General features: G+C 77.1%; 14 protein-coding genes. 4 read left to right on the top strand and 10 right to left on the bottom strand.

The annotated features are described in order from the left end of the window. Positions 1-36: 36 nt before the first annotated feature. Complete coding sequence (locus tag OF117_RS15295; protein WP_263553703.1) at positions 37-1,017, bottom strand: AraC family transcriptional regulator; 981 nt, start codon at positions 1,015-1,017, stop codon at positions 37-39. Positions 1,018-1,169: 152 nt separating this feature from the next. On the opposite strand from OF117_RS15295, the gene OF117_RS15290 reads away from it, so the two are divergent. Next, positions 1,170-1,871, top strand: a complete 702-nt coding sequence (locus OF117_RS15290) for a class I SAM-dependent methyltransferase (RefSeq protein WP_263553702.1) — start codon at positions 1,170-1,172, stop codon at positions 1,869-1,871. 50 nt (positions 1,872-1,921) lie between these two features. Here the strand turns inward: OF117_RS15290 and OF117_RS15285 are convergent, their stop codons facing one another. The 4 genes from OF117_RS15285 to OF117_RS15270 all read right to left on the bottom strand — a co-directional run bounded on the left by OF117_RS15285 (position 1,922) and on the right by OF117_RS15270 (position 7,146). Then, a complete protein-coding gene (locus OF117_RS15285; RefSeq protein WP_263553701.1) occupies positions 1,922-3,475 on the bottom strand; it encodes a hypothetical protein in 1,554 nt (517 codons plus the stop codon). A gap of 65 nt (positions 3,476-3,540) precedes the next feature. Continuing rightward, complete coding sequence (locus tag OF117_RS15280) at positions 3,541-4,284, bottom strand: hypothetical protein (RefSeq protein WP_263553700.1); 744 nt, start codon at positions 4,282-4,284, stop codon at positions 3,541-3,543. Between the two features lie 14 nt (positions 4,285-4,298). Then, positions 4,299-5,330 carry a sugar-transfer associated ATP-grasp domain-containing protein gene (locus OF117_RS15275; protein ID WP_263553699.1) on the bottom strand — a complete coding sequence of 344 codons (1,032 nt, stop codon included), beginning with the start codon at positions 5,328-5,330 and terminating at the stop codon, positions 4,299-4,301. Between the two features lie 16 nt (positions 5,331-5,346). Further along, the gene (locus OF117_RS15270; protein ID WP_263553698.1) at positions 5,347-7,146 is read right to left on the bottom strand and encodes an ABC transporter ATP-binding protein; all 1,800 of its coding nucleotides are present in this window, start codon (positions 7,144-7,146) and stop codon (positions 5,347-5,349) included. A gap of 149 nt (positions 7,147-7,295) precedes the next feature. Here OF117_RS15270 and OF117_RS15265 point away from each other — a divergent pair, with 149 nt between their 5' ends. From OF117_RS15265 to OF117_RS15255, 3 genes are all read left to right on the top strand, one after another. Continuing rightward, positions 7,296-8,177, top strand: a complete 882-nt coding sequence (locus OF117_RS15265; RefSeq protein WP_263553697.1) for an ATP-grasp fold amidoligase family protein — start codon at positions 7,296-7,298, stop codon at positions 8,175-8,177. Positions 8,178-8,291: 114 nt separating this feature from the next. Then, entirely contained in the window at positions 8,292-8,519 is a 228-nt protein-coding gene (locus OF117_RS15260; RefSeq protein WP_263553696.1) for a tautomerase family protein, read from the top strand. Continuing rightward, positions 8,516-10,303 carry a BTAD domain-containing putative transcriptional regulator gene (locus OF117_RS15255; RefSeq protein ID WP_263553695.1) on the top strand — a complete coding sequence of 596 codons (1,788 nt, stop codon included), beginning with the start codon at positions 8,516-8,518 and terminating at the stop codon, positions 10,301-10,303. Before OF117_RS15260 ends, OF117_RS15255 begins: the two co-directional genes overlap by 4 nt. A 28-nt stretch (positions 10,304-10,331) precedes the next feature. On the opposite strand, the gene OF117_RS15250 is transcribed toward OF117_RS15255, so the two are convergent. From OF117_RS15250 to OF117_RS15230, 5 genes are all read right to left on the bottom strand, one after another. Further along, complete coding sequence (locus tag OF117_RS15250; protein WP_263553694.1) at positions 10,332-11,165, bottom strand: sulfurtransferase; 834 nt, start codon at positions 11,163-11,165, stop codon at positions 10,332-10,334. A gap of 29 nt (positions 11,166-11,194) precedes the next feature. Next, positions 11,195-12,556, bottom strand: a complete 1,362-nt coding sequence (locus OF117_RS15245) for an MBL fold metallo-hydrolase (RefSeq protein WP_263553693.1) — start codon at positions 12,554-12,556, stop codon at positions 11,195-11,197. Positions 12,557-12,607: 51 nt separating this feature from the next. Then, on the bottom strand, positions 12,608-14,725 hold the full coding sequence (locus OF117_RS15240) for a BTAD domain-containing putative transcriptional regulator (protein ID WP_263553692.1): 2,118 nt from the start codon (positions 14,723-14,725) through the stop codon (positions 12,608-12,610). Positions 14,726-14,840: 115 nt separating this feature from the next. Next, positions 14,841-16,382, bottom strand: coding sequence for an acetolactate synthase large subunit (locus OF117_RS15235; RefSeq protein ID WP_263553691.1), 1,542 nt, complete (start codon positions 16,380-16,382; stop codon positions 14,841-14,843). A 57-nt stretch (positions 16,383-16,439) separates the two neighbouring features. Then, a complete protein-coding gene (locus OF117_RS15230) occupies positions 16,440-18,896 on the bottom strand; it encodes a patatin-like phospholipase family protein (protein ID WP_263553690.1) in 2,457 nt (818 codons plus the stop codon). Positions 18,897-18,923 lie beyond the last annotated feature (27 nt).

The raw sequence follows: 18,923 nt of genomic DNA, 5'->3' as shown, positions 1-18,923 counted from the left end.
GACCCGGCGGCTTCTCGGCCGCGTCGTCCGCGGCGGTCAGTCCCCACCCCGTGCACGTGCTGGCCGCCGGCGACTCGTGACCGGCGGCGGGCCCGGCCCGGTCACCGCGCCGGCCCGGCCGGCGCGGCGCCACTCCTCGGGCGTCACGCCGTGCGCGGCGCGGAACCGGCGGATCAGGTAGCCCGCATCCCGGTAGCCGACCCGTCCCGCGATCGCGTGCACCGACAGGTCGGTGCCGGCCAGCAGCCGCCGGGCCTCGGTCATCCGCCGCTCGGTGATCCACTGCTGCACGGTCCTGCCGGTCCGCTGCCCGACCACGGTCGTCAGGTGCCCGGGCGACATCCGGACCGACGCCGCGACGTCCCTCAGCGAGATCGGCTCGCCGAACCGCTGCTCGACCACGTCGAACACCGCGGCCAGCAGCCGCTCGTCGCGCAGCCGCAGGTGGCCGGGCACGTCCGCGGCGAGCCGGGCGAGGTCGACCAGCAGCAGCGTCAGCAGCGCGAGCGCCGCCTCCGCGTACCCGTCCGCCCGCTCGCGCAGCTCCCGGTCGAGCTCGGCGAACCGGCGCGACCAGATCGCTCGCTGCGCCTCCGGCACGTGCAGCCGCTGGGCGCCGCCGGCCCGCCGGCCGACGAACGGGAACAGCAGCGGGTGCGCCCGCCACGACCCGAGCGTCCCCGGCGCCCGCGCCTCCACCGCGTCGGGCGGGAAGAACGCCGTCCACGCCACCGCCTCGTCGGCCGTCGCCGTCCACTCGGGCGTCACCACCTCGCCCGGAGCGATCACCAGCACGTCGCCGGTCGCCGCCTGCCACGTCCGGGCGTCGACGGTGAGCTCTCCTCCGCCGACCTCGAAGAAGACCAGCACCAGGAAGTCGTGCGCGTGCGGCTCGGACGGCTGCCAGGCCCCGGGTGCATGCGCGTGCCGGTCGAGCCGGGCCGTCCGCACCGGCGGCAGGCCGGCCTCGCGTCCGAAGGCGTAGACCGGGGCGCCGCCCGGCCCACGCCGCACCACCGGGCGCGAGGGCGCTGCCGAACCGGAAGAAAGTGCCATCGTTCCGTACCCCTCACCCTTGGCGGCCGTGCGCGACGGGGGAACAGTAGTGCGCACGACGGAGGATCGTCCGGACCGGACGACGGATACGACGCAGTACCCAGGGGGCCGGCATGACCGAGCACACCGGCAGGACGACGGACGGAGCGCCGCCGCACGGCGAGCGCGAGTACCTGCCGCCCATGGCGAAGTCGTGGCTGCTCCCGCTCTACGACCCGGTGTCGCGTTTCCTCGGCGTGGGCAAGGTGCACCGGCGCCTGCTCGCCCAGGCCGCCCTGCAGCCCGGCCAGCGGGTGCTGGAGATCGGCTGCGGCACCGGCAACCTGCTGCTCGAGGCGAAGGCCGTGCAGCCCGGCGCCTCGGTCACCGGCCTCGACCCGGACGCGGGTGCCCTCGCCCGCGCCCGCCGCAAGGCCCGTCGCCGCGGGCTGGCCGTCGACGTCGACCGGGGTTTCGCCGACGCGCTGCCCTATCCCGACGACAGCGTCGACGTCGCGCTCTCGGCGTTCATGCTCCACCACGTGCCGGCCGGCGAGCGGGAACCGGCGGTGCACGAGCTGCTGCGCGTGCTGCGCCCCGGCGGCCGGCTGCACCTGGTCGACCTCGACGGGCACGAGCAGCCGGGCGACGGGCACGTACACCCCGGCGGGGGGCGCCGCACCCACCGCGGGCACCGCCACCGCCGGATGCGCGACCACGCCGTCGACGGCATCGACGACCTGCTCCGTCGTGCCGGGTTCCCCGACGTCGCGGAGGTGGCCACGGAGGTGCGGCGGCACACCGGCCGGATCACCTACTACCGCGCCACCCGCTGAGCCGACCGCTCCACGAGCGACGCCGACCGGTCACCCGCCGGGCCGACCGGTCACGTGCGGCGTGCCGCCGCGGCCGCGCGCACCGCCCGCCGTGCCGACCGCACCCCCCGCCGGGCCCGGCGCTGCCCGCTGCGGGCGAGCACCAGGGCGGGCGGCGCGGGCCGCGCGCCGTCGCGCACGGCGATCTGGCACGGACGGCAGCGCCCGCACGGCCGGCCGAGCAGCGGGTCGTGGCAGGTCCACCGCATCAGCAGCAGGTCGAGGAAGCCGTGCTCCTGCGCGCAGGCGCGCATGTCCTCCTTGGTCAGGTCGATGACCGGGAAGGACCAGAAGCGGAACAGCCGCGCCTCTTGGCTGTCGTTGATCCGCCCGGGGGTGTCGAAGACCAGCGCCTCCCAGTCGGCCGCCATGGCGACGTCCGGGATGCACATCTCGACCCCCGACCAGCCGAGCGCCTCCGCCGGGCCGGCCAGCAGGAGGTTCTGCGTGCCCAGCTGCGTCCGGCTGCGCAACGACTCGGACAGCGCCACGCTCTCCGCCGACGGCGGGTAGTCGCCGGCCAGCAGCACCTGCGTCGGCGCCAGCAGCGACGGGTCGGCCAGCCGGGGCTGGACCGCCGCCCGGATCGCGGCCATCGCCCGGAGCTCCTGGCGCAGGCTCACCCGTTCGGTGTTGAGCACGTAGATCGGCTGCACCGGGCGCCGCTCGACCAGCAGCAGCTGCAGCAGCCGGAAGGTGGAGTCCCAGCCGCCGGTCCACAGCAGCTGCACCCGCTCGCCCCCCATGGCGCCGACGCTAGTGGCCGGCGGGCTCGTGCCCGCGCACCCGTCGAGGGCGGGTCCTGCCCGCGCGGTCCGCGTCCCGGGCGGTCGGCGCCGCGCGCCGACGCGCACCAGCCGCCGGGCCGACCGGGCCGCGCGGCGCGCCCGCCGTCCGGCGCTGCGGGCTGCGACCAGCGCGGACGGCGCGACCCGCGCCCCGTCGGGCAAGGCGTCGATGCACGGCCGGCACCGCCGGCAGGGCCGGCCGAGGACCGGGTCGTGGCACGACCACCGCTGCCGCAGCACGTCGAGGAATCCGTGCCGCTGCGCGATCTCCCGCATCTCCTCCTTGGACAGGTGGTGCACGGGGAAGGTCCAGTACTTGAAGAGGGCGGCTTCGGGCATGTCCGCCAACCGGCCGGGGGCGGAGAAGAGCAGGTGCTCCCAGTCGCGGCCGCCGGCCCAGTCGTCGATCGCCAGCTCGACTCCGCGCCAGCCCAGCGCCTCCGCCGGACCGCTGAGCATCAGGTACTGGGTGCCCAGGTCCGACCGGCGGCGGATCGACTCGGCCAGCGCGGCGTTCCCGGGAGTCGGCGGGTGGTCGCTGCCGACCACCACCCGGGTCGGGGCCAGCAGCGCGGCGTCGGAGAGCCGCGGCAGCACCTGGGCCCGCACGGTCCCGATCGCGCGCAGCTCGTAGGGGGTGCTCGACCGTGCGCTGTTGAGCACGTACACCGGCTGCACCGGGCGCCCCTCGACCAGCAGCAGCTGCAGCAGCCGGAAGGTGGAGTCCCAGCCGCCGGTCCACAGCAGCGTCACCCGCTCGCCGTCCCGCTCGGCCACGCGCGGACGCTACGGCGGCCCGGGACCGGCGCGCGACGGTACCGGGCACGTCGGGGTGCGGACCGTCACGCGCCGACGGGGGTCGGGTCACGCAGCGCGACGCGGGCCCGGGCGACGCTGCGGCGCAGGCTCCGCCCCGTGGCCCGGGCCTGGACGACGGACCGCGGCGCCAGGTGCAACCCGTCGGGCAGGGCGAGCCCGCACGGGTGGCACCGCCCGCACGGACGGTCCCCCACCGGGTCGTGGCACGACCAGCGCAGCAGCAGCAGGTCGAGGAAGCCGTGGTCGCGGGCGATCTCCCGCATCTCCTCCTTCGTCACGCCGATCAGCGGGAACGACCAGAAGCGGAAGAGGCCCGCCTCGGGGTTCCGCCCGAGCCGCCCCGGCTCGTCGAACACCACGGTCTCCCACGGCGCCGGCTCCGCCTCCCCGGGGACGGCCAGTTCGACCCCCGACCAGCCCAGCGCCGCCGCCGGCCCGGCCAGCCAGACGTACTGGTCGCCGAGCTTGACGCCGCGACCGCGGATCGCCTGCCCGAGCGCCACGTCGGCCGGGGACGGCGGGTAGTCACCGGCCAGCACGACCCGGGAGGGCGCCAGCAGCGTGGGCCCGGCCAGCCGCGGCAGCGCGCCCGCCCGGATCGCGGCCATCGCCCGCAGCTCGTGGCGGGTGCTCCGCCGTCCGGGGTCGACGACGTAGATCGGCTGCACCGCCCGGCGCTCGACGAGCAGCAGCTGCAGCAGCCGGAAGGTGGAGTCCCACCCCCCGGTCCAGAGCAGCTCCACCCGGTCCGCTCCCCCGGCGACCACGGTCCGGAGGTTAGTCAGCCGGGCGGCGTGACGGGGCTCTCCGGACGGCGGAGCATCCCCTTCCCGACGTAGTACTCGAGCAGCCTGGGATCGGTCAGGAACGGGCCGTGGAACTGGAAGACGTTGACCCCGGGCATGCTGCCGTTGCCCTCGATCACCAACGGCCCGCGGTCGGTGACGGCGATGTCCCAGCCGACGTGGTCGAGCTCGGGGAAGGCGGCCATCAGCCGGAACGCGAGGTCGCGGACCTGCGGCCACTGCGGCACGAGGACCCCGGCGATGCGGGCGCCGCTGTCGGGGTGGGTGTCGTGCTCCACCCGGCGGCGGTCGCGGGGCCGCCCGACGGCGGGCCCCAACCGGCCGGTGTCCAGGTCGACCGCGCTGCACAGCCCGCCGGCGCTGAGGTTGTCCACGGGCCCGGTCCCGACCCGACCCCAGCGCTGCACCGCCGCGGCCAGCAAGGGCCCGTGCCCGGGCAGGCGCACCGCCAGCACGCGGAGGGTGTTCAGCGACCCCGGGTTGACCGCGCGGAGCTCCGGGTGCTGCAGCACGCGCTCCTGGACGATCAGGTCGCACCGCGGGTCGGCCACCGTCGCCTCCGCCTCGGCCGGCGTCACGAGGCGCACCCCTCCGCCGCCGTAGCCCGAGGTCGGCTTGACCACCACGAGGTCCTGCGCCCGCAGCCGGTCGCCGTGCCCGGGCGACCGGACCCGCAGGCCACCCGGGCCGATCGTGGCGTACACCTCGGGCGCGCAGGCGGCCAACCCCCGGGCGGCGAGGGCATCGGCGAAGACGTGCTTGTGCTGCACCAGCACCTGGGCGGCGGGGGTGTTCAGCGCCCGCGCGCGGGTGTGGAACGCCAGGTCGCTGATGTAGGGCAGCGACCGGTCCTCGATGCCCGGGTAGGCGTAGCGCCTGTTGGAGAGGAAGCCGCGTCGCCACATGGCGGGGTGCAGCGCGCCGGCGTAGTCCGACCGCTCCAGCCGCAGCAGGCGGCCCGCCACCCGCTCGGCGTCCCGGACCCACCGGGCGGCGGCCCTCAGCACCGGCGCGCCGCCCCGTTCACAACGCGCCCTGCCGTCGCGTGATCTCGGTGACCTCGCGGTAGAAGTCGTTGTGCTCCAGCAGGGCCGCCGGCACGTCCATGGCCTGGAGCCGGCCGTCGACCACCACCATCACCCGGTCGCACACCGACAGCGTCGACAACCGGTGCGCGACCAGGAACAGCAGGACGTCGTGCTTGAGCTCCTCGAGCGACTGCTGCACGGCCAGCTCCGAGCGCACGTCGAGCGCGCTGGTGGGCTCGTCGAGGACGAGCACGTCCGGCGAGCCGGCCAGGGCGCGGGCCAGGCACAGGCGCTGCCGCTGGCCGCCGGAGACCGCGGCCACCCGCTGGCCGACCAGGGTGTCGTAGCCCTGCGGCCACGACGCGATCTCGTCGTGGATGTGCGCCCGGCGGGCCGCCTCGACCACTTCGGCGTCGGTGATCTCCGGCCGGTAGAAGCGGATGTTGTCGGTGACCGTCCCCCAGATCAGCTGGGAGGTCTGCGGCACGTACGACACCCGGCGCAGCCAGTCCGCGCGCCGGATCGACGCCGCGTCCTCGCCGTTGACCTCGAACTCTCCGGCGGTGGGCGCCCGCAGGCGGAGCAACAGCTGCACCAGCGTCGACTTGCCCGCACCCGACGGGCCGACGATGCCGATGGTCTCGCCCCGGCGCGCCGTGAACGAGACCCCGCGCAGCACGTCGTCCCCCGGCGTGTAGGCGTAGTGGATCTCGTGCATCCGCACCCACTCGACGCGGGCGAGCGGCCGGTCGCCGTCCGGCTGCGGCCGGCTCGTGTACTCGTCGAGGGCCCGGCGCAGTTGCTCCGCGTACGGCACCAGTTCGACGAGACCCAGCCAGGAGGCCTGGATGTGCTGCCCGAAGGTCAGCGACCGGACGAGGATGAGGACGACGGCCCCGAGGACGGCGATCTCCGAGGTGCCCGACAGGTGCACGAAGGCCAGGGCCAGCACGAGCAGCAGCAGCGCGACGCTCTGGTACAGCTGGGGCACGGCACGCAGGAGGAACCGGACCCGGAACAGCGGACGGCGGACCCGCTGGACCAGCCGGTCGACCTCCTGCCGGTAGGCGGCCGAGGCGCCGAAGACCTGGATCTCCTCGGCCATCTGCACGACCTCGTGCACGCCCTTGCCGTACTCGACGTTCTCCCCGGCCAGTTCGTCGGTGTGGCGGCGCAGCCGGTGCGACAGCGGCGCGAGCAGCAGGAAGAGCAACGTCGATGCCGCGATGAGGACCAGCGCGGTCCACACGCTCAGCACGAACGCCGACGCCAGCAGCGTGGCGAACATGAGCACCGCGGTGATCCCGGACGCCAGCCGGGTGACGGCCATCGAGGCGTACGACACGTTCGTGCCCATCAGCGTCTGGAACGCGCCGTCGCGCTCGGCCGCCTGCACCGGCCAGGCCGTGCGGGTGAAGCCGTCGAACAAGCGGAGCCGCAGGTCGGCCATGGCCCGCGCCCCCAACCGGGCGGGCAGGTAGGCGAGCCAGACCTGCAGCACCGCCCGGCCGACGGCGAGCGCCACGCCCACCGCGATGAGCGTCGGCAGGGCGACGCGCAGGTCGAGCGGGCCGGGCGTGATCGCGGCCTCCGACGCCCCCTGCGACAGCGCGCCGGCGAGCACCGCCACCAGCGCCAGCAGCGCCGCCTCGACCAGGCCCGCGACGACCGCTCCGCCGGCGAGCAGCGCCAGTTGCCGGGGCGAGGCGCCGAGGAAGGGCCGCAGCTGCCGCCACACGGCCAGCAGCCCCCGGAAGCCGCGGAGCCCGGACGCCCACGGCGGCCGAGCCGGCACGATGTCCTCCCCACGTCTGCGCACCTGGGGCGCCCCGCGACTGTACCGGCGGGAACGGCGAGCGACGGCATCGCGAATCTTCCCCGACGGGCCACATCCGGACGGTCCCGTGCCTTGTGGTCCCGCCGCGGAGCTGTTGAGGTTCCGCTGTGCCGCCGTACCCCCACAGCGGGCGCGCAGCAGCCCTGCGGGTGCTCCCCCTGCCCGTGCGGCGGGCGCTGCGCTTCCACCGGGCCCACGGCCGGCTGCCCTCGCTGCTGCACCCGCGGACGTTCAACGAAAAGATCAACTGGCGGATCGTCTTCGACCGCCGCGAGCTGCTCGTGCCGGTGTGCGACAAGCTCGCGCAGAAGGAGCACGCGCTCCGCGTCGCGTCCGGGCTCGTGCAGGTGCCGCGGACCTGCTGGTCGGGCACCGACCTCACCGAGCTGGCCGCCGTCCCCCTGCCCGAGCACTGGGTGCTCAAGCCGAACCACGCCAGCGGCCTCGTGGTCTTCGGGCACGGCCGCCCCGATCCGCAGGAACTGGCCGCCCGGACCCGGGGCTGGACCCGGATCCGCTACTGGCAGCGCAAGGACGAGTGGGGGTACCGCCAGGCCCGGCCGCTGCTGCTGGTCGAGGAGTTCGTCGGCACGCCGGGCGTCACGACTCCGGACCTCAAGGTGCTCGTCTTCGACGGCGTCCCGCGGGTGGTCGCCGTGCACACCGGCCGCGGGCGGCGGCACAGCAACCGCATCTACACGCCCGACTGGGAGCCGCTGCCGTGGACCGGCGGCTGGGACCGGGGCCCCGACGCGCCGCGGCCGCGATCCCTCGAGGCCATGCTCAAGGCCGCCGCCGCGCTGGCCGACGGCTTCGACATGCTGCGGGTCGACTTCTACGAGCACGACGGCGTGCTCTGGTTCGGCGAGTGCACGCCCTACCCGGGCGCGGGGACCCACCGGATCGAGCCGGACCTCGACCTGCTGCAGGGCAGCTGGTGGACGCTGCCCGACCTGCGGCCGCGCTTGCCCATCGCCAGCGGGCGGTGACCGGCGGCGTGCGCATCCCGGGCAGCGGACCGGCTCACACGGCTCCTCACACGCCGGACGGCGAACCTCCTTCCCGCGACGCCGGAGAGCCCGGCCGCGAGACCGGAGGTCGACATGCCGTTCGTGACCGTGAAGGTGATCGAGGGGGTCTTCGACGAGACCCGCAAGCGCGCGCTCGCCGAGCAGGTGACCGAGGCGATGGTCCGGGTGGAGGGGGAGGCGATGCGTCCCCTGACCTGGGTGGTCGTCGAGGAGGTCAAGAGCGGCGACTGGTACATCGGCGGCGCCGGCAAGACGACGCAGGACGTGCTCGCCCTCGCGGGCGCGGCGCCGGTGGGGTGACCGGCGGTCCGACCACCGTGCGGTTGCTCGGGCGGCCGCGGCTGGAGCGCGACGGCGACGTGCTGCCGCCGCCGCAGGGACGCAAGGCGTGGGCCCTGCTCGCGGTCCTCGTCCTCTCCCCCGCCGCGCCGTCCCGCCGCAGCCTGGCGGACCTGCTCTTCCCCGACGCCGACGACCCGCTGGGCGCGCTGCGGTGGACCACCGCGGCGCTCCGGCGGGCGCTCGGCGGCGCGGCGGCGCTGGGCGGCGACCCGTTGACCCTCTCCTGGGCGGCGGGCGTCGAGGTGGACGTCGACCGGCTCGCCGGCCGCGCCGCCTGGTACGACGGCCTGGACGGCGAGCTGCTCGAGGGCCTCGCGCTGCCCGGCAGCCCCGCTTTCGAGACCTGGCTGCTCGTCGAGCGCCGCCGGCTGGCCGCCGCCGCCGACGCGCTGCTGCGCGAGACCGCTGTCGCCGCGCTGGCCGGCGCCCGCCCCCGCGACGCGGTCGGGCCGGCCCGGCGGCTGGCGCTGCGCCAGCCCTACGACGAGGGCGCGCAGGCGCTGCTCGCCCGGGCGCTGGCCGCCTCCGGTGACGCCGTGGCCGCCCGCGAGCACGTCCTGGCCACCACCGCCCGCTTCCGGCGGGAGCTCGGCTGCCCGCCGTCCCCGGCGCTGGCGGCGGCGGCCCAGGTCCCGGCCGGGCGGCCGATGCCCCGGCCGTCGGTCGGGGCGGCCGGGGTGCGCGCCCTGCTGGAGGCCGGTCGGGCGGCCACGGCCGCCGGTGCGGTGGACGCCGGCGTCGACTGCCTGCGCCGGGCGGCCGAGGACGCCGACCGGCTCGCTGACACCGCGCTGGAGGCCGCGGCCGACCTCGCGCTCGGATCCGCGCTGGTGCACGCGCTGCGCGGGCGGGACGAGGAGGGGTCGGTGGCCCTGCACGCCGCCGTCCGGGCCGCGCGGGCGTGCGGGGACGCGGCGACCGCCGCCGCCGCGTGTCGCGAGCTGGGCTTCGTCGACGTCCAGGCCGGCCGGCGGGAGCGGGCGGCGCGCTGGCTGGCCGAGGCGGCACGGCTGGCCGACGGCGACGACCGCGAGCTGGCCGCGGTGCTCGGGGTGCGGGGCATGGACCTCTCCGACCGCGGCTGCACCGGCGCGGCGCTGGCCGCGCTGGGCGAGTCGGTGGAGCGGGCCCGCGCCGCCGGCACGAGGCGGCAGGAGGCGTGGTCGCTGTCGATCGCCGCCCGGGCGCACCTGCTGCGGCACGAGGACGGCGCGGCCTCCGCCGCGCTCGAGGCGTGCCTGGCCCTGACCCGCGAGGAGCGCTGGCTGGCCTTCCTGCCGTGGCCGCAGGTGCTGCGGGCCGAGCTCGACCTGTGCCGCGACCGGCTCGACGAGGCGGCCACCGGGCTCGACTCCGCCTTCTCCCTCGCCTGCCAGGTCGGGGACCCGTGCTGGGAGGGCATGGCCGGCCGCGGGCTCGGCGTGCTGGCCGCGCGCCGCGGCCGGCGGTCGGAGGCCGCCGCCCGGCTCACCGACGCCGCGCGCCGCTGCACCCGCTGGCCCGACCGCTACGTGTGGGTGCAGGCGCACGTGCTCGACGCGGTGTGCACTCTCGAGCTGCCCGGCGCCGACCGCGCGGTCGCGCAGCTTCTCGACCTGGCCAGCAGCACCGGCATGGCCGGTTTCGTCGGGCGGGCGCGCGAGCACGCCTCCCGGCTCGAGGACGGCACCCCGGTCCCGGCGCCGCACCGGCCGGCGCCGGGCGGGGCCGGCGGCTGCCTCACCGCCCGCCCGACGAGCTGACCGCCGGCCGGCGCCGCACCGTGCGCGCTCAGGCGGCCTTCTCGATCGGCACGCCGACCATCGACCCGTATTCCGTCCACGACCCGTCGTAGTTCTTCACGTCCGGCCGGTCGAGCAGCTCGTGCAGCACGAACCAGGTGTGCGCGCTGCGTTCGCCGATGCGGCAGTAGGCGATCGTGGGCCGGTCGAGGTCGAGCCCGGCACCCTCGTACAGCGCGTGCAGCTCGTCGTCGTCCCGGAACGTGCCGTCGTCGCGGGCGGCCTTCGACCAGGGCACGTTCTTCGCCGTCGGGATGTGCCCCGCCCGCTGCGCCTGCTCCTGCGGCAGGTGCGCCGGCGCCATCAGCCGCCCGGCGAACTCGTCGGGCGAGCGGACGTCGACCAGGTTGACCTGCCCGGTCGACGACAGCACCTCGTCGCGGAACGCCCGGATCGACGTGTCGGCGTCCTGCGCGTGGTAGTCCGTCCGCGGCCGGGCGGGCACCTCCGTGGTCAGCGGCCGACGGTCGAGCTCCCACTTCTTCCGCCCGCCGTCGAGCAACCGCAGCTGCCGGTGCCCGTACAGCCGGAAGTACCAGTACGCGTAGGCGGCGAACCAGTTGTTGTTGCCGCCGTAGAGCACCACCGTGTGGTCGTTGCCGATACCGCGGTCGGACAGCAGCTGCTCGAACCGCGCGCGGTCGACGAAGTCGCGACGGACCGGGTCCTGCAGGTCCTCCTTCCAGTCCAGCCGGACGGCACCGGCGATGTGGCCGCCGTCGTACGCCGTGGTGTCCTCGTCCACCTCCACCAGGACGACGTCGCGATCGTCGGCGTGCGCCTCGACCCACGCGGCGTCGACGAGCACCTCGCTGCGGCTCATCTGCTCTCCCCTTCCCTGCGTTCCCTTCCTCAGGCCGCGGCTGCGGCCAGGTCCGCCACCCCGCCTCGCGCCACCAGGCCGACCGGGAGGCCGGCGCGGTCGAGCAGGCTCGCCGCGACCGCCGCCCGCCGTCCGCTGGCGCAGACCACCCAGGTCCGCCGCCCGCGGGGCAGCTCGCCCAGCCGCTCCGGCAGGTCACCGAGGAAGACGTGCCGGCTGCCGGGCAGGGCGACCTGCTCGACCTCGGCGGGCTGGCGGACGTCGAGGACGGGCTGGTCGGGGTCGTCGACCGGCAGGTGTCCGACGCCGATCGCCGGATAGCTCGCCAGCGGCCGCCCGGAGGCGCGCCACGCCGCGGGACCGCCGGCGAGGGCGCCGACCACGCGGTCGTAGCCGGTGCGGAGCAGCTGGGTGCGGGCCTCGACCGCGGCGTCGGCGGTCGGCTCCGGCAGCACCAGCACCAGGGGTGCCGCGAACGGGACCACCCACCCGACGTACGTGGCGAAGGCGGCGTCCAGCTCGACGTTCACCGAGCCGGGCAGGTGCGCGGCGGCGAAGCCCTCCCGGTCTCGGGCGTCGACCACCCAGGCCCCGTCGACCGCGGCGCGCTCCACCCCTGCCGGGTCGAGCGCCGCCACGCCCGGCAGGCCGCCGAGCACCGGCGCGCCGGCCCGGTTGAGGCCGGCCATGTGCCGGTAGTAGGCCGGGAACCGCGGCAGGCCGGCCAGCCGGGCGCGGACGAACTCGTCCTCCTGCGCGAGCAGCCGCACGGCCGGGTTGGTCCGTCGCTCGTCCCCCAGCGTGGACGTCGGCAGGTTCCGCGCGCTCGCCGTGCAGAAGCTGCCCGATCCGTGGGTGGGCAGCACCCGGACGGCGTCGTCGAAGGCGAGCAGCCGGCGCAGCGACCGGCACTGCGCGCGGGTCAGCTCGTCGGCCCGCTCGGCGCCCATCAGGTCGGTGCGCCCGGCCCCGCCGACGATCAGGCTGCCGCCGGTGAGGACGGCCGTCGGGCCCTCCGCCCCGTCCTCGGTGACGAGGTAGGACGTGTGCTCCGGCGTGTGGCCGGGCGTGGCCAGCGCCCGGATCGACAGCCCGCCGAACGACAGCTCGTCGCCGTCGGCCAGCGGCAGGTGCGGAAAGGCGTACCCGGCCCGGGCCGGCCCGGCGACGGTCGCCCCGGTCGCCGCCTGCCACTCGCGGGCCCCGGAGACGTAGTCGTTGTGCACGTGGGTCTCCAGCACGAACCGCGGCCGCAGGCCGCGGTCGGCGCAGGCGTCGATCAGGGGCCACGCGTCGCGCTGGGGGTCGACGACGGCGACCTCACCGCCGCTGCTGAGCAGGTAGCTGGTGTCGCCCAGCGCGGGCGTGCGGACCACCTCGATGACGGTCATGCCGGCACGGTGCCGCAGCGGCGTTCCTGCGGCGTTCCCCGGGCGGCGCGGTCACCGGGAGGGCGTCAGCGCGGCCGCCCGCCACGCCTGGCGGGCCCGGTCCCGCGCCCGGAGCGCGCCGAGCCGCTCGAAGCCGGCGATCGCCACGTCGAGCAGGTCGCCGTCCACGCGGGGACCGGCGGTGGCGGCCTGCCACCGCGCCCGCGCCGTCCAGAACGGCTGGCCGGCGCGGGCGAAGAGCGCGGCGGCGCGCAGGTGCTGCGCACGGGCACCGGCGGCGTCCCCGCGGACGGCGGCCAGCGCGCCCTCCGCCCCGGCCGCCATCGCCGCGAAGGCGGCGTTCGGGAACCCGGCGGCGACCCGGCGTGCCTCCCCGGCGCTCCGCGCGGTCCCCGCCTCGTCGCCGAGCGCGGCGCAGGCCTCGGCCAGCACGGGGTGGAGCAGCACCGAGCACGTGCCGCAGTCCCCGTGCCGGGCCGCGGCCGCGGCGGCCGACCGGCCGGCGACGACCGCGGCCTCCGGATCGCCGCGCTCGACCGCGTCCAGGGCGGCGACGCCGAACAGCCGGCCCCAGGTGTGCCGGGCCAGCGGTGACACGGTGGCGATCGCCATCGCGCGGCGCAGGCAGGCCTGCGCGGTCCCGCTGTCGCCACGGCAGGCGGCGAGCTCGGCGAGCCGCTGCCAGGCCAGCACGCCGGAGCCGGGACCGAACCCGGAGGCCAGGTCGGCGGCGCGGCGCAGGCACGGTTCGGACTCGTCGAAGCGGCCCTGGAGGAGCAGCGACTCCCCGAGCATGCACCAGGCGAAGGCCTCGGCGCGCCGGGCGCCGCGCAGGGTGGCCAGGTCGAGGGTGCGGCGGGCGTAGTCCTCCACCGTGCCCGCGAGGTCGTCGCCGTAGAGGTGGAACTGGCCGATGCAGCAGTGGATCTCCGAGATCTGGGCGAGCCGGTCGTCGCTGTCGGCGTCGGGGGCGAAGCGCTCGACCGCGGCCTGCACGCCGTCGCGCCAGCTGCCGCGCAGGTGCAGGACGACGGCGAGGGTGTCGCGGGCGTCGTCCGCCGCCTCCGCCGCTCCGCAGGACGAGGCGAGCCGGACGCCCTCCTCCGCCGCCCGCTGCGCCTCCCCGTACCGGCCGCGCTGCCACAGCCAGGCCGCGCGCAGGCCGGGTAGCCAGGCCCGCTCGGCGGTCGGCGCGGAGCGGGCCAGGGCCTCCGCCGCCCGCAGGTGCGGCTCGGCGCGATCGGCCCGCTGGTCGGTCAGCCACGCGTGCGCCGCCTTGCGGTGCAGCCGGACGGCGCGCCCGGCCGGTCCCCGACCGCGGAACTCGCCCAGCGCCCGCTCGAACGCGGCCACCGCACCCGGGGCGTCGCCCGAGCGCGCCCGCAGGTCGCCGACCTGCTCCCACAGGTCGCGGTCGAGGTCCGACCCCGGCACCGCACCCGCCCGGATCTGCTCGTGCAGCCACTGGGTGGCCGGAGCCGGCGTCGCGGCGAGCTCGTCGCGCAGGGCTGCGGCGAGCCGCGAGTACTCCAGCAGCGCCTCGTGCCGGCGACCGGCCAGGGCGTGCACCCGCATGAGCGCGGCGCTGGCCTCCTCGTGCAGGGGGTCGAGCCACAGGACCCGGCGCAGCGCCGCGCCGGCGGCGTCCAGGTCGGCGCGCGCCTCGAGCAGGCGGGCCTGCTCGACGAGGGCGGCGACGTGCTCGGCCGCCAGCCGGTCGCGCTCCTCGCGGGTCCACGCGTCGTAGCGCTCGTCGGGGAGCAGCTCGCCGCCGTAGAGCGCCAGCGCGATCGCGTAGGCGGCCGGGTCCCGTCCGCGGCGGGCCACGGCCAGCGCGTCGTCGAACGCGGCGACGTCGACCTCCGTGCCCGGGCGCAGCGCGAGCCGTTCCCCCGGCACGAGGAAGCGGTAGGTCGCTGCGGGGTCGGGGTCGAGGCAGCGGCGGGCCTCGTGCAGCGCCTTGCGCAGCTGGTTGTCCGCCGAGTCCGGGGGGAGGTCCGGCCAGAGCGCGTCGACGAGCTGCTCCCGGTGCAGCCGGTGGCCCGGTGCCAGCGCGAGCATCGCCACCAGCGCCCGCGACTTGCGCAGGCGCCAGCGGTCGTCCGGGACGTCCCGTCCGTCGACGGAGACCCGGAACCCGCCGAGCAACCAGATGCGCAGTTCGTCCATCGGCAGCCGCCTCGACCCGACTGTAGGACCGGAGGGGCCCGCGGCACACGGCCCTCCGGCCCGGTCGTCGGAGGTGACCCCGGTGCGCGGGGGTGACGCCGGTCGGCCGAGGGGGTCAGCGGCGCAGCACGGCCTGGACGAGGTGCGGCCCCGATTCCGACAGCGCCCGGCCGAGCTGGTCGGCGAGGTGCTCGGCGGTCTCCACGCGCGACGCGGGCACGCCCAGGCCCGCGGCCAGCTGGACGAAGTCGAGCGGAGGCCCGCCGAGGTCGAGCAGCCGCCGCGCCCGCTCACCGCCCTGGGCCGCGCCCACCCGCGACAGCTCGTGCTCGAGGATGCCGTAGGAGCCGTTGTCGCAGACCACCGTCGTGACGTCGAGGCCCTCGCGGGCGTGGGTCCACAGCGCGGAGATCGTGTACATCGCGCTGCCGTCGGCCTGGATGCCGATCACCGGCCGGTCCGGGCAGGCGACCGCCGCGCCGGCCGCCATCGGCAACCCGTCACCGATCGAGCCGCCGGTCAGCGACAGCCAGTCGTGCCGCGGCGCGCCGGCCGTCATCTCGGCCAGCCCGACGCCCGAGGTCAGGGCCTCGTCGACCACGATGGCGCCCTCGGGCAGCAGCGCGCCGACGACCGCCGAGAGCGACCGCGGGTCCAGCGGCCCCGACGGCGGCTCCGGCCGCTGCGCCTCCGCGACCTGCGGTGCCGCGCCCGGCGCCACCGCCGACGCCAGCGCCTCCAGCGCCGCGACGCCGTCCTCCCCGGGGCGGCTCAGCGCGTGCACGGCGCAGTCCCGCGGCACCGGCGTCCCCGGCAGGTCGGGGTAGCCGAAGAAGTGCACCGGCGCCTGGGCGCCGGCCAGCACCAGGTGCGCCGTCCCCTCGAGGGAGGCCAGGGCCATCTCCGGCGGGTAGGGCAGCCGCGGCACGTCGGGGAGCCCCGCGCCGCGCACCGTCCGCGGCGGGAAGGTCTCGGCGAGCAGCCGGGTCCCGGTGCCGGCCGCGATCCGCGCCGCGGCGCGCAGCCCGGCCTCCGAGGCCATCACCTCGCCGCCGACGAACAGCACGGCCGGCTCGTCCCGGCGCAGCACGGCGGCGACGTCGTCCACCACGGACGGCGGCACGTGCGGCACCGGCCGCGGCCCCACCGGCTCGGCCACCGCGGCGCCCTCGGACCAGGAGACGTCGGCCGGCAGGACCAGCGTCGCGACGCCGTCGCGCGCGGCGGCCACCGCGTCGGCGGCGTCGGCGCCGACGTCCGCCGGCGACAGCGACCGGCGCACCCAGGCCGACACCGTGCCGGCGAGCGCGTCGATGTCGCTCTCCAGCGGGGCGTCGAGCCGCTTGTGCGAGCGGGCGTGGTCGCCGACGACGTTCACCACCGGCGCCCGGCTGCGCCGGGCGTTGTGCAGGTTGGCCAGCCCGTTGCCGAGCCCCGGTCCCAGGTGCAGCAACGTCGCCGCCGGCCGGCCGGTCATCCGCGCGTAGGCGTCGGCCGCACCGGTGGCCACGCCCTCGAAGAGGGTGAGCACGCCGCGCATCTCCGGCACGTCGTCCAGGGCGGCCACGAAGTGCATCTCCGACGTCCCCGGGTTGGCGAAGCAGACGTCGACGCCGGCGCCGACCAGGGTCCGGATGAGTGCCTGCGCCCCGTTCACACCCGGACCCTGGCACGGGCCCGGACCACCGGCGACCGGGCGCCGGCCGCCGGGGTCCTACCGCGGTGGGCCGGCGCCCGCCCCGACGCCGTCGGGGACGCCGAGGGTCCGCGTCCAGCGCTGCCACCGGCGGCGGACGACGAACCGGGCCAGCGGCGCCCACCACGTCACGAGCCGCTGCTGCGGCCGCCGGGCGAGCAGGGCGTTGGCGAGCAGGCCGGTGCGGTCGAGGGCCAGCCGGTGCGGCAGCGCCCGCATGACCGCGTCGGTCACCGCGACGACGAGCGCCGCGCCGTAGCCGCGGGTGCAGAGGTCCGCGACCAGGTCGGCGTCGGTCGTGGTGTACAGCCGCTCGCGGGCCGCCCGCCAGGCGTCGGCGCCCAGGCCGAGCTCGGCGTGCACCGTGTGCCGCTGCACGTCCGCCGTCCAGTCGGTCGGATCGGAGCCGGTCAGCGCCCGCGCCAGGTGCACCTGGGCGTCGAGCCGGCCGGCCGTCCAGTCCCAGCCGCGCCACTCGTCCAGCCCGAAGGCCGCGAAGTGCTGCACCCGCGTGCCGTAGAGCTTCGCATCGCCGCGGTGCCGGGCGCGCTCCGACGACCGCCGGACCTCCGCCGGCTCGGCGTGGGCGCAGTCGACCAGCGGGGTCTCGACGTCCGGTCCGAGGCGGAGGAACTCGAACGGCGCGGTGCGGTGGAACGGCTGGTGGCCGGTCAGCGCCTGGGTGGCCACCTCGACGGCGAGCCCCGCGCAGAGCACGGCCGCAGGATCGACCGAGCCGCCGCGTGCCCGGGCGTACGCCTCCGCCGCGGTGTCGGTGCACCAGGTCAGCGCCTCGGTCACCCGCAGCTCGGCCATGATGCCGTCGGCCCAGGCCAGGAGCGCGGTGCCGCCGTCCGGCGCCGTCGCCGCGGTCGCCACCACGCGGTCGCCGACCGCGTCGCGGACCGCCTCCACCCGGACGAGCGCCGCGGTGATCGGGGCGACCGCGCCGTGGTCGGCCGACCGGTCCCACAGGTCGCGGACGAGCAGCCGGCACACCCGCTCCGCGGCGCCCATCCCCCACCGCCACGGCCCCGCCCGCCGGCGCAGGTCCGCGGCGTCCGGCGGCACCCACGACACGGGTTGCCGGAGGAGCTCGGCCGGGTCGGCACCGGCCACCGGCGCCAGGACGACGCCGCCGCCGGCGCGCGCCCGCGCCAGGACGTTCCGCACGTCCTGCAGACCGCCGACCGCCCGCGCGCGCCGGTACTGCTCGAACAGCCCGTCGGCGAGGCCGGTCGGCGTCCCGGCGTCGACCTCGGCCCGGAACAGCGCCTCGGGCCCCACCTCGGGGCGGCCCTGGACCAGCTCGCCCCGGCCGAGCAGGTAGACGGTGTACTCCATGTCGGCCCGCACGTCGCTCTCCCGCGGGAAGCCGACGGCCGAGCCGAGGATGCCGCGCCACGGCGGGTGCGCGACCTCGCCCTCCCCGGTCGCCGGCAACCGCTCGGCGGCCTCGTCGAGCGCGGCGCCCTGCGAGGGGACGACGTACACCAGCAGACGGCGCACCGGTTCGGTGGCCGGACGGCGTCCGATCGCGTCGAGCACCGGCTGGAACGGCGCGTTGTCGAGCACCCCGCCGTCGACCAGCCAGCGGGCACCCTCGCGCTCGACCGTCGCTGCGGGCAGCACCCGCCGCGCCGCCAGCGCCGGCCCCTCCTCGACCGGGGCGAACGCCAGCGGGAACGACGCCGACGCGCGGGCCGCCGTCACCAGCGCCTCGTGCGCGCCGGGGTCCTTGGCGTCGAAGTCGTCGATCTCGCCGAGCGCGCCGCCGGGCCACCACGACTCCGGCGGGCCGCTGCCCGGCCGGTAGACCACCCGGTCGTCCTCGCTGCGGCGGAAGCGGTAGAGGCGGCGGTGGTCGGCCACGTCGAACCCGCGGCCGAAGCTGTCGACGTACGACCGGTTCGACTCGCCGAGCGCGGTCGCGGTGACGAAGAGCGTGACCGGCTCGGGCGAGGCCTGCCCCTCCGCCGCGTCCCGGCCGATGGTCCCGACCACCCGGTCGATCTCGTCGCGGAAGTAGTCGCCGTCCAGCACGCTGGGCAGGCAGGGGTCTCGCGTCAGCCGGAGCAGCCGCTCGTTCTCCAGGCGGGCGCTGTCGTTCCAGACCCGCCGCAGGTAGGGGTGCGCCTGGGTCGACGGCGGGTCCAGCGGCACGCCGCGCGCCACGGCGGTGGCCAGCAGGGTGCCGTTCAGGCCGCCGGCGCTGGTGCCGGCGATGACGTCGACCACCACCGGCCCGGCGCCCGCCCGCTCGCACAGCTCCGCCCAGGCGCGGAAGACCGGCCGGTCGTACGGGGCGACCGCGGACTCGTCGTAGGGCTCGGCGCCGCAGGCCACCCGGGAGGCGCGCCGCAGCAGGTCGATCTCGTGGACCACGCCGCCCATCCACACGGCCAGGCTGACCCCGCCGTTGAGCACCAGTGCCAGGCGGATCTCCCGCCGTCGCCCCTGCGCCACCTCGGGCATGCCGCACTCCCCCGGACGAACTGCGGC

The organism is Geodermatophilus sp. YIM 151500 (genome assembly GCF_025716945.1).
Classification (GTDB): domain Bacteria; phylum Actinomycetota; class Actinomycetes; order Mycobacteriales; family Geodermatophilaceae; genus YIM-151500.
This window is presented reverse-complemented; position numbering and strand designations above follow the sequence as displayed.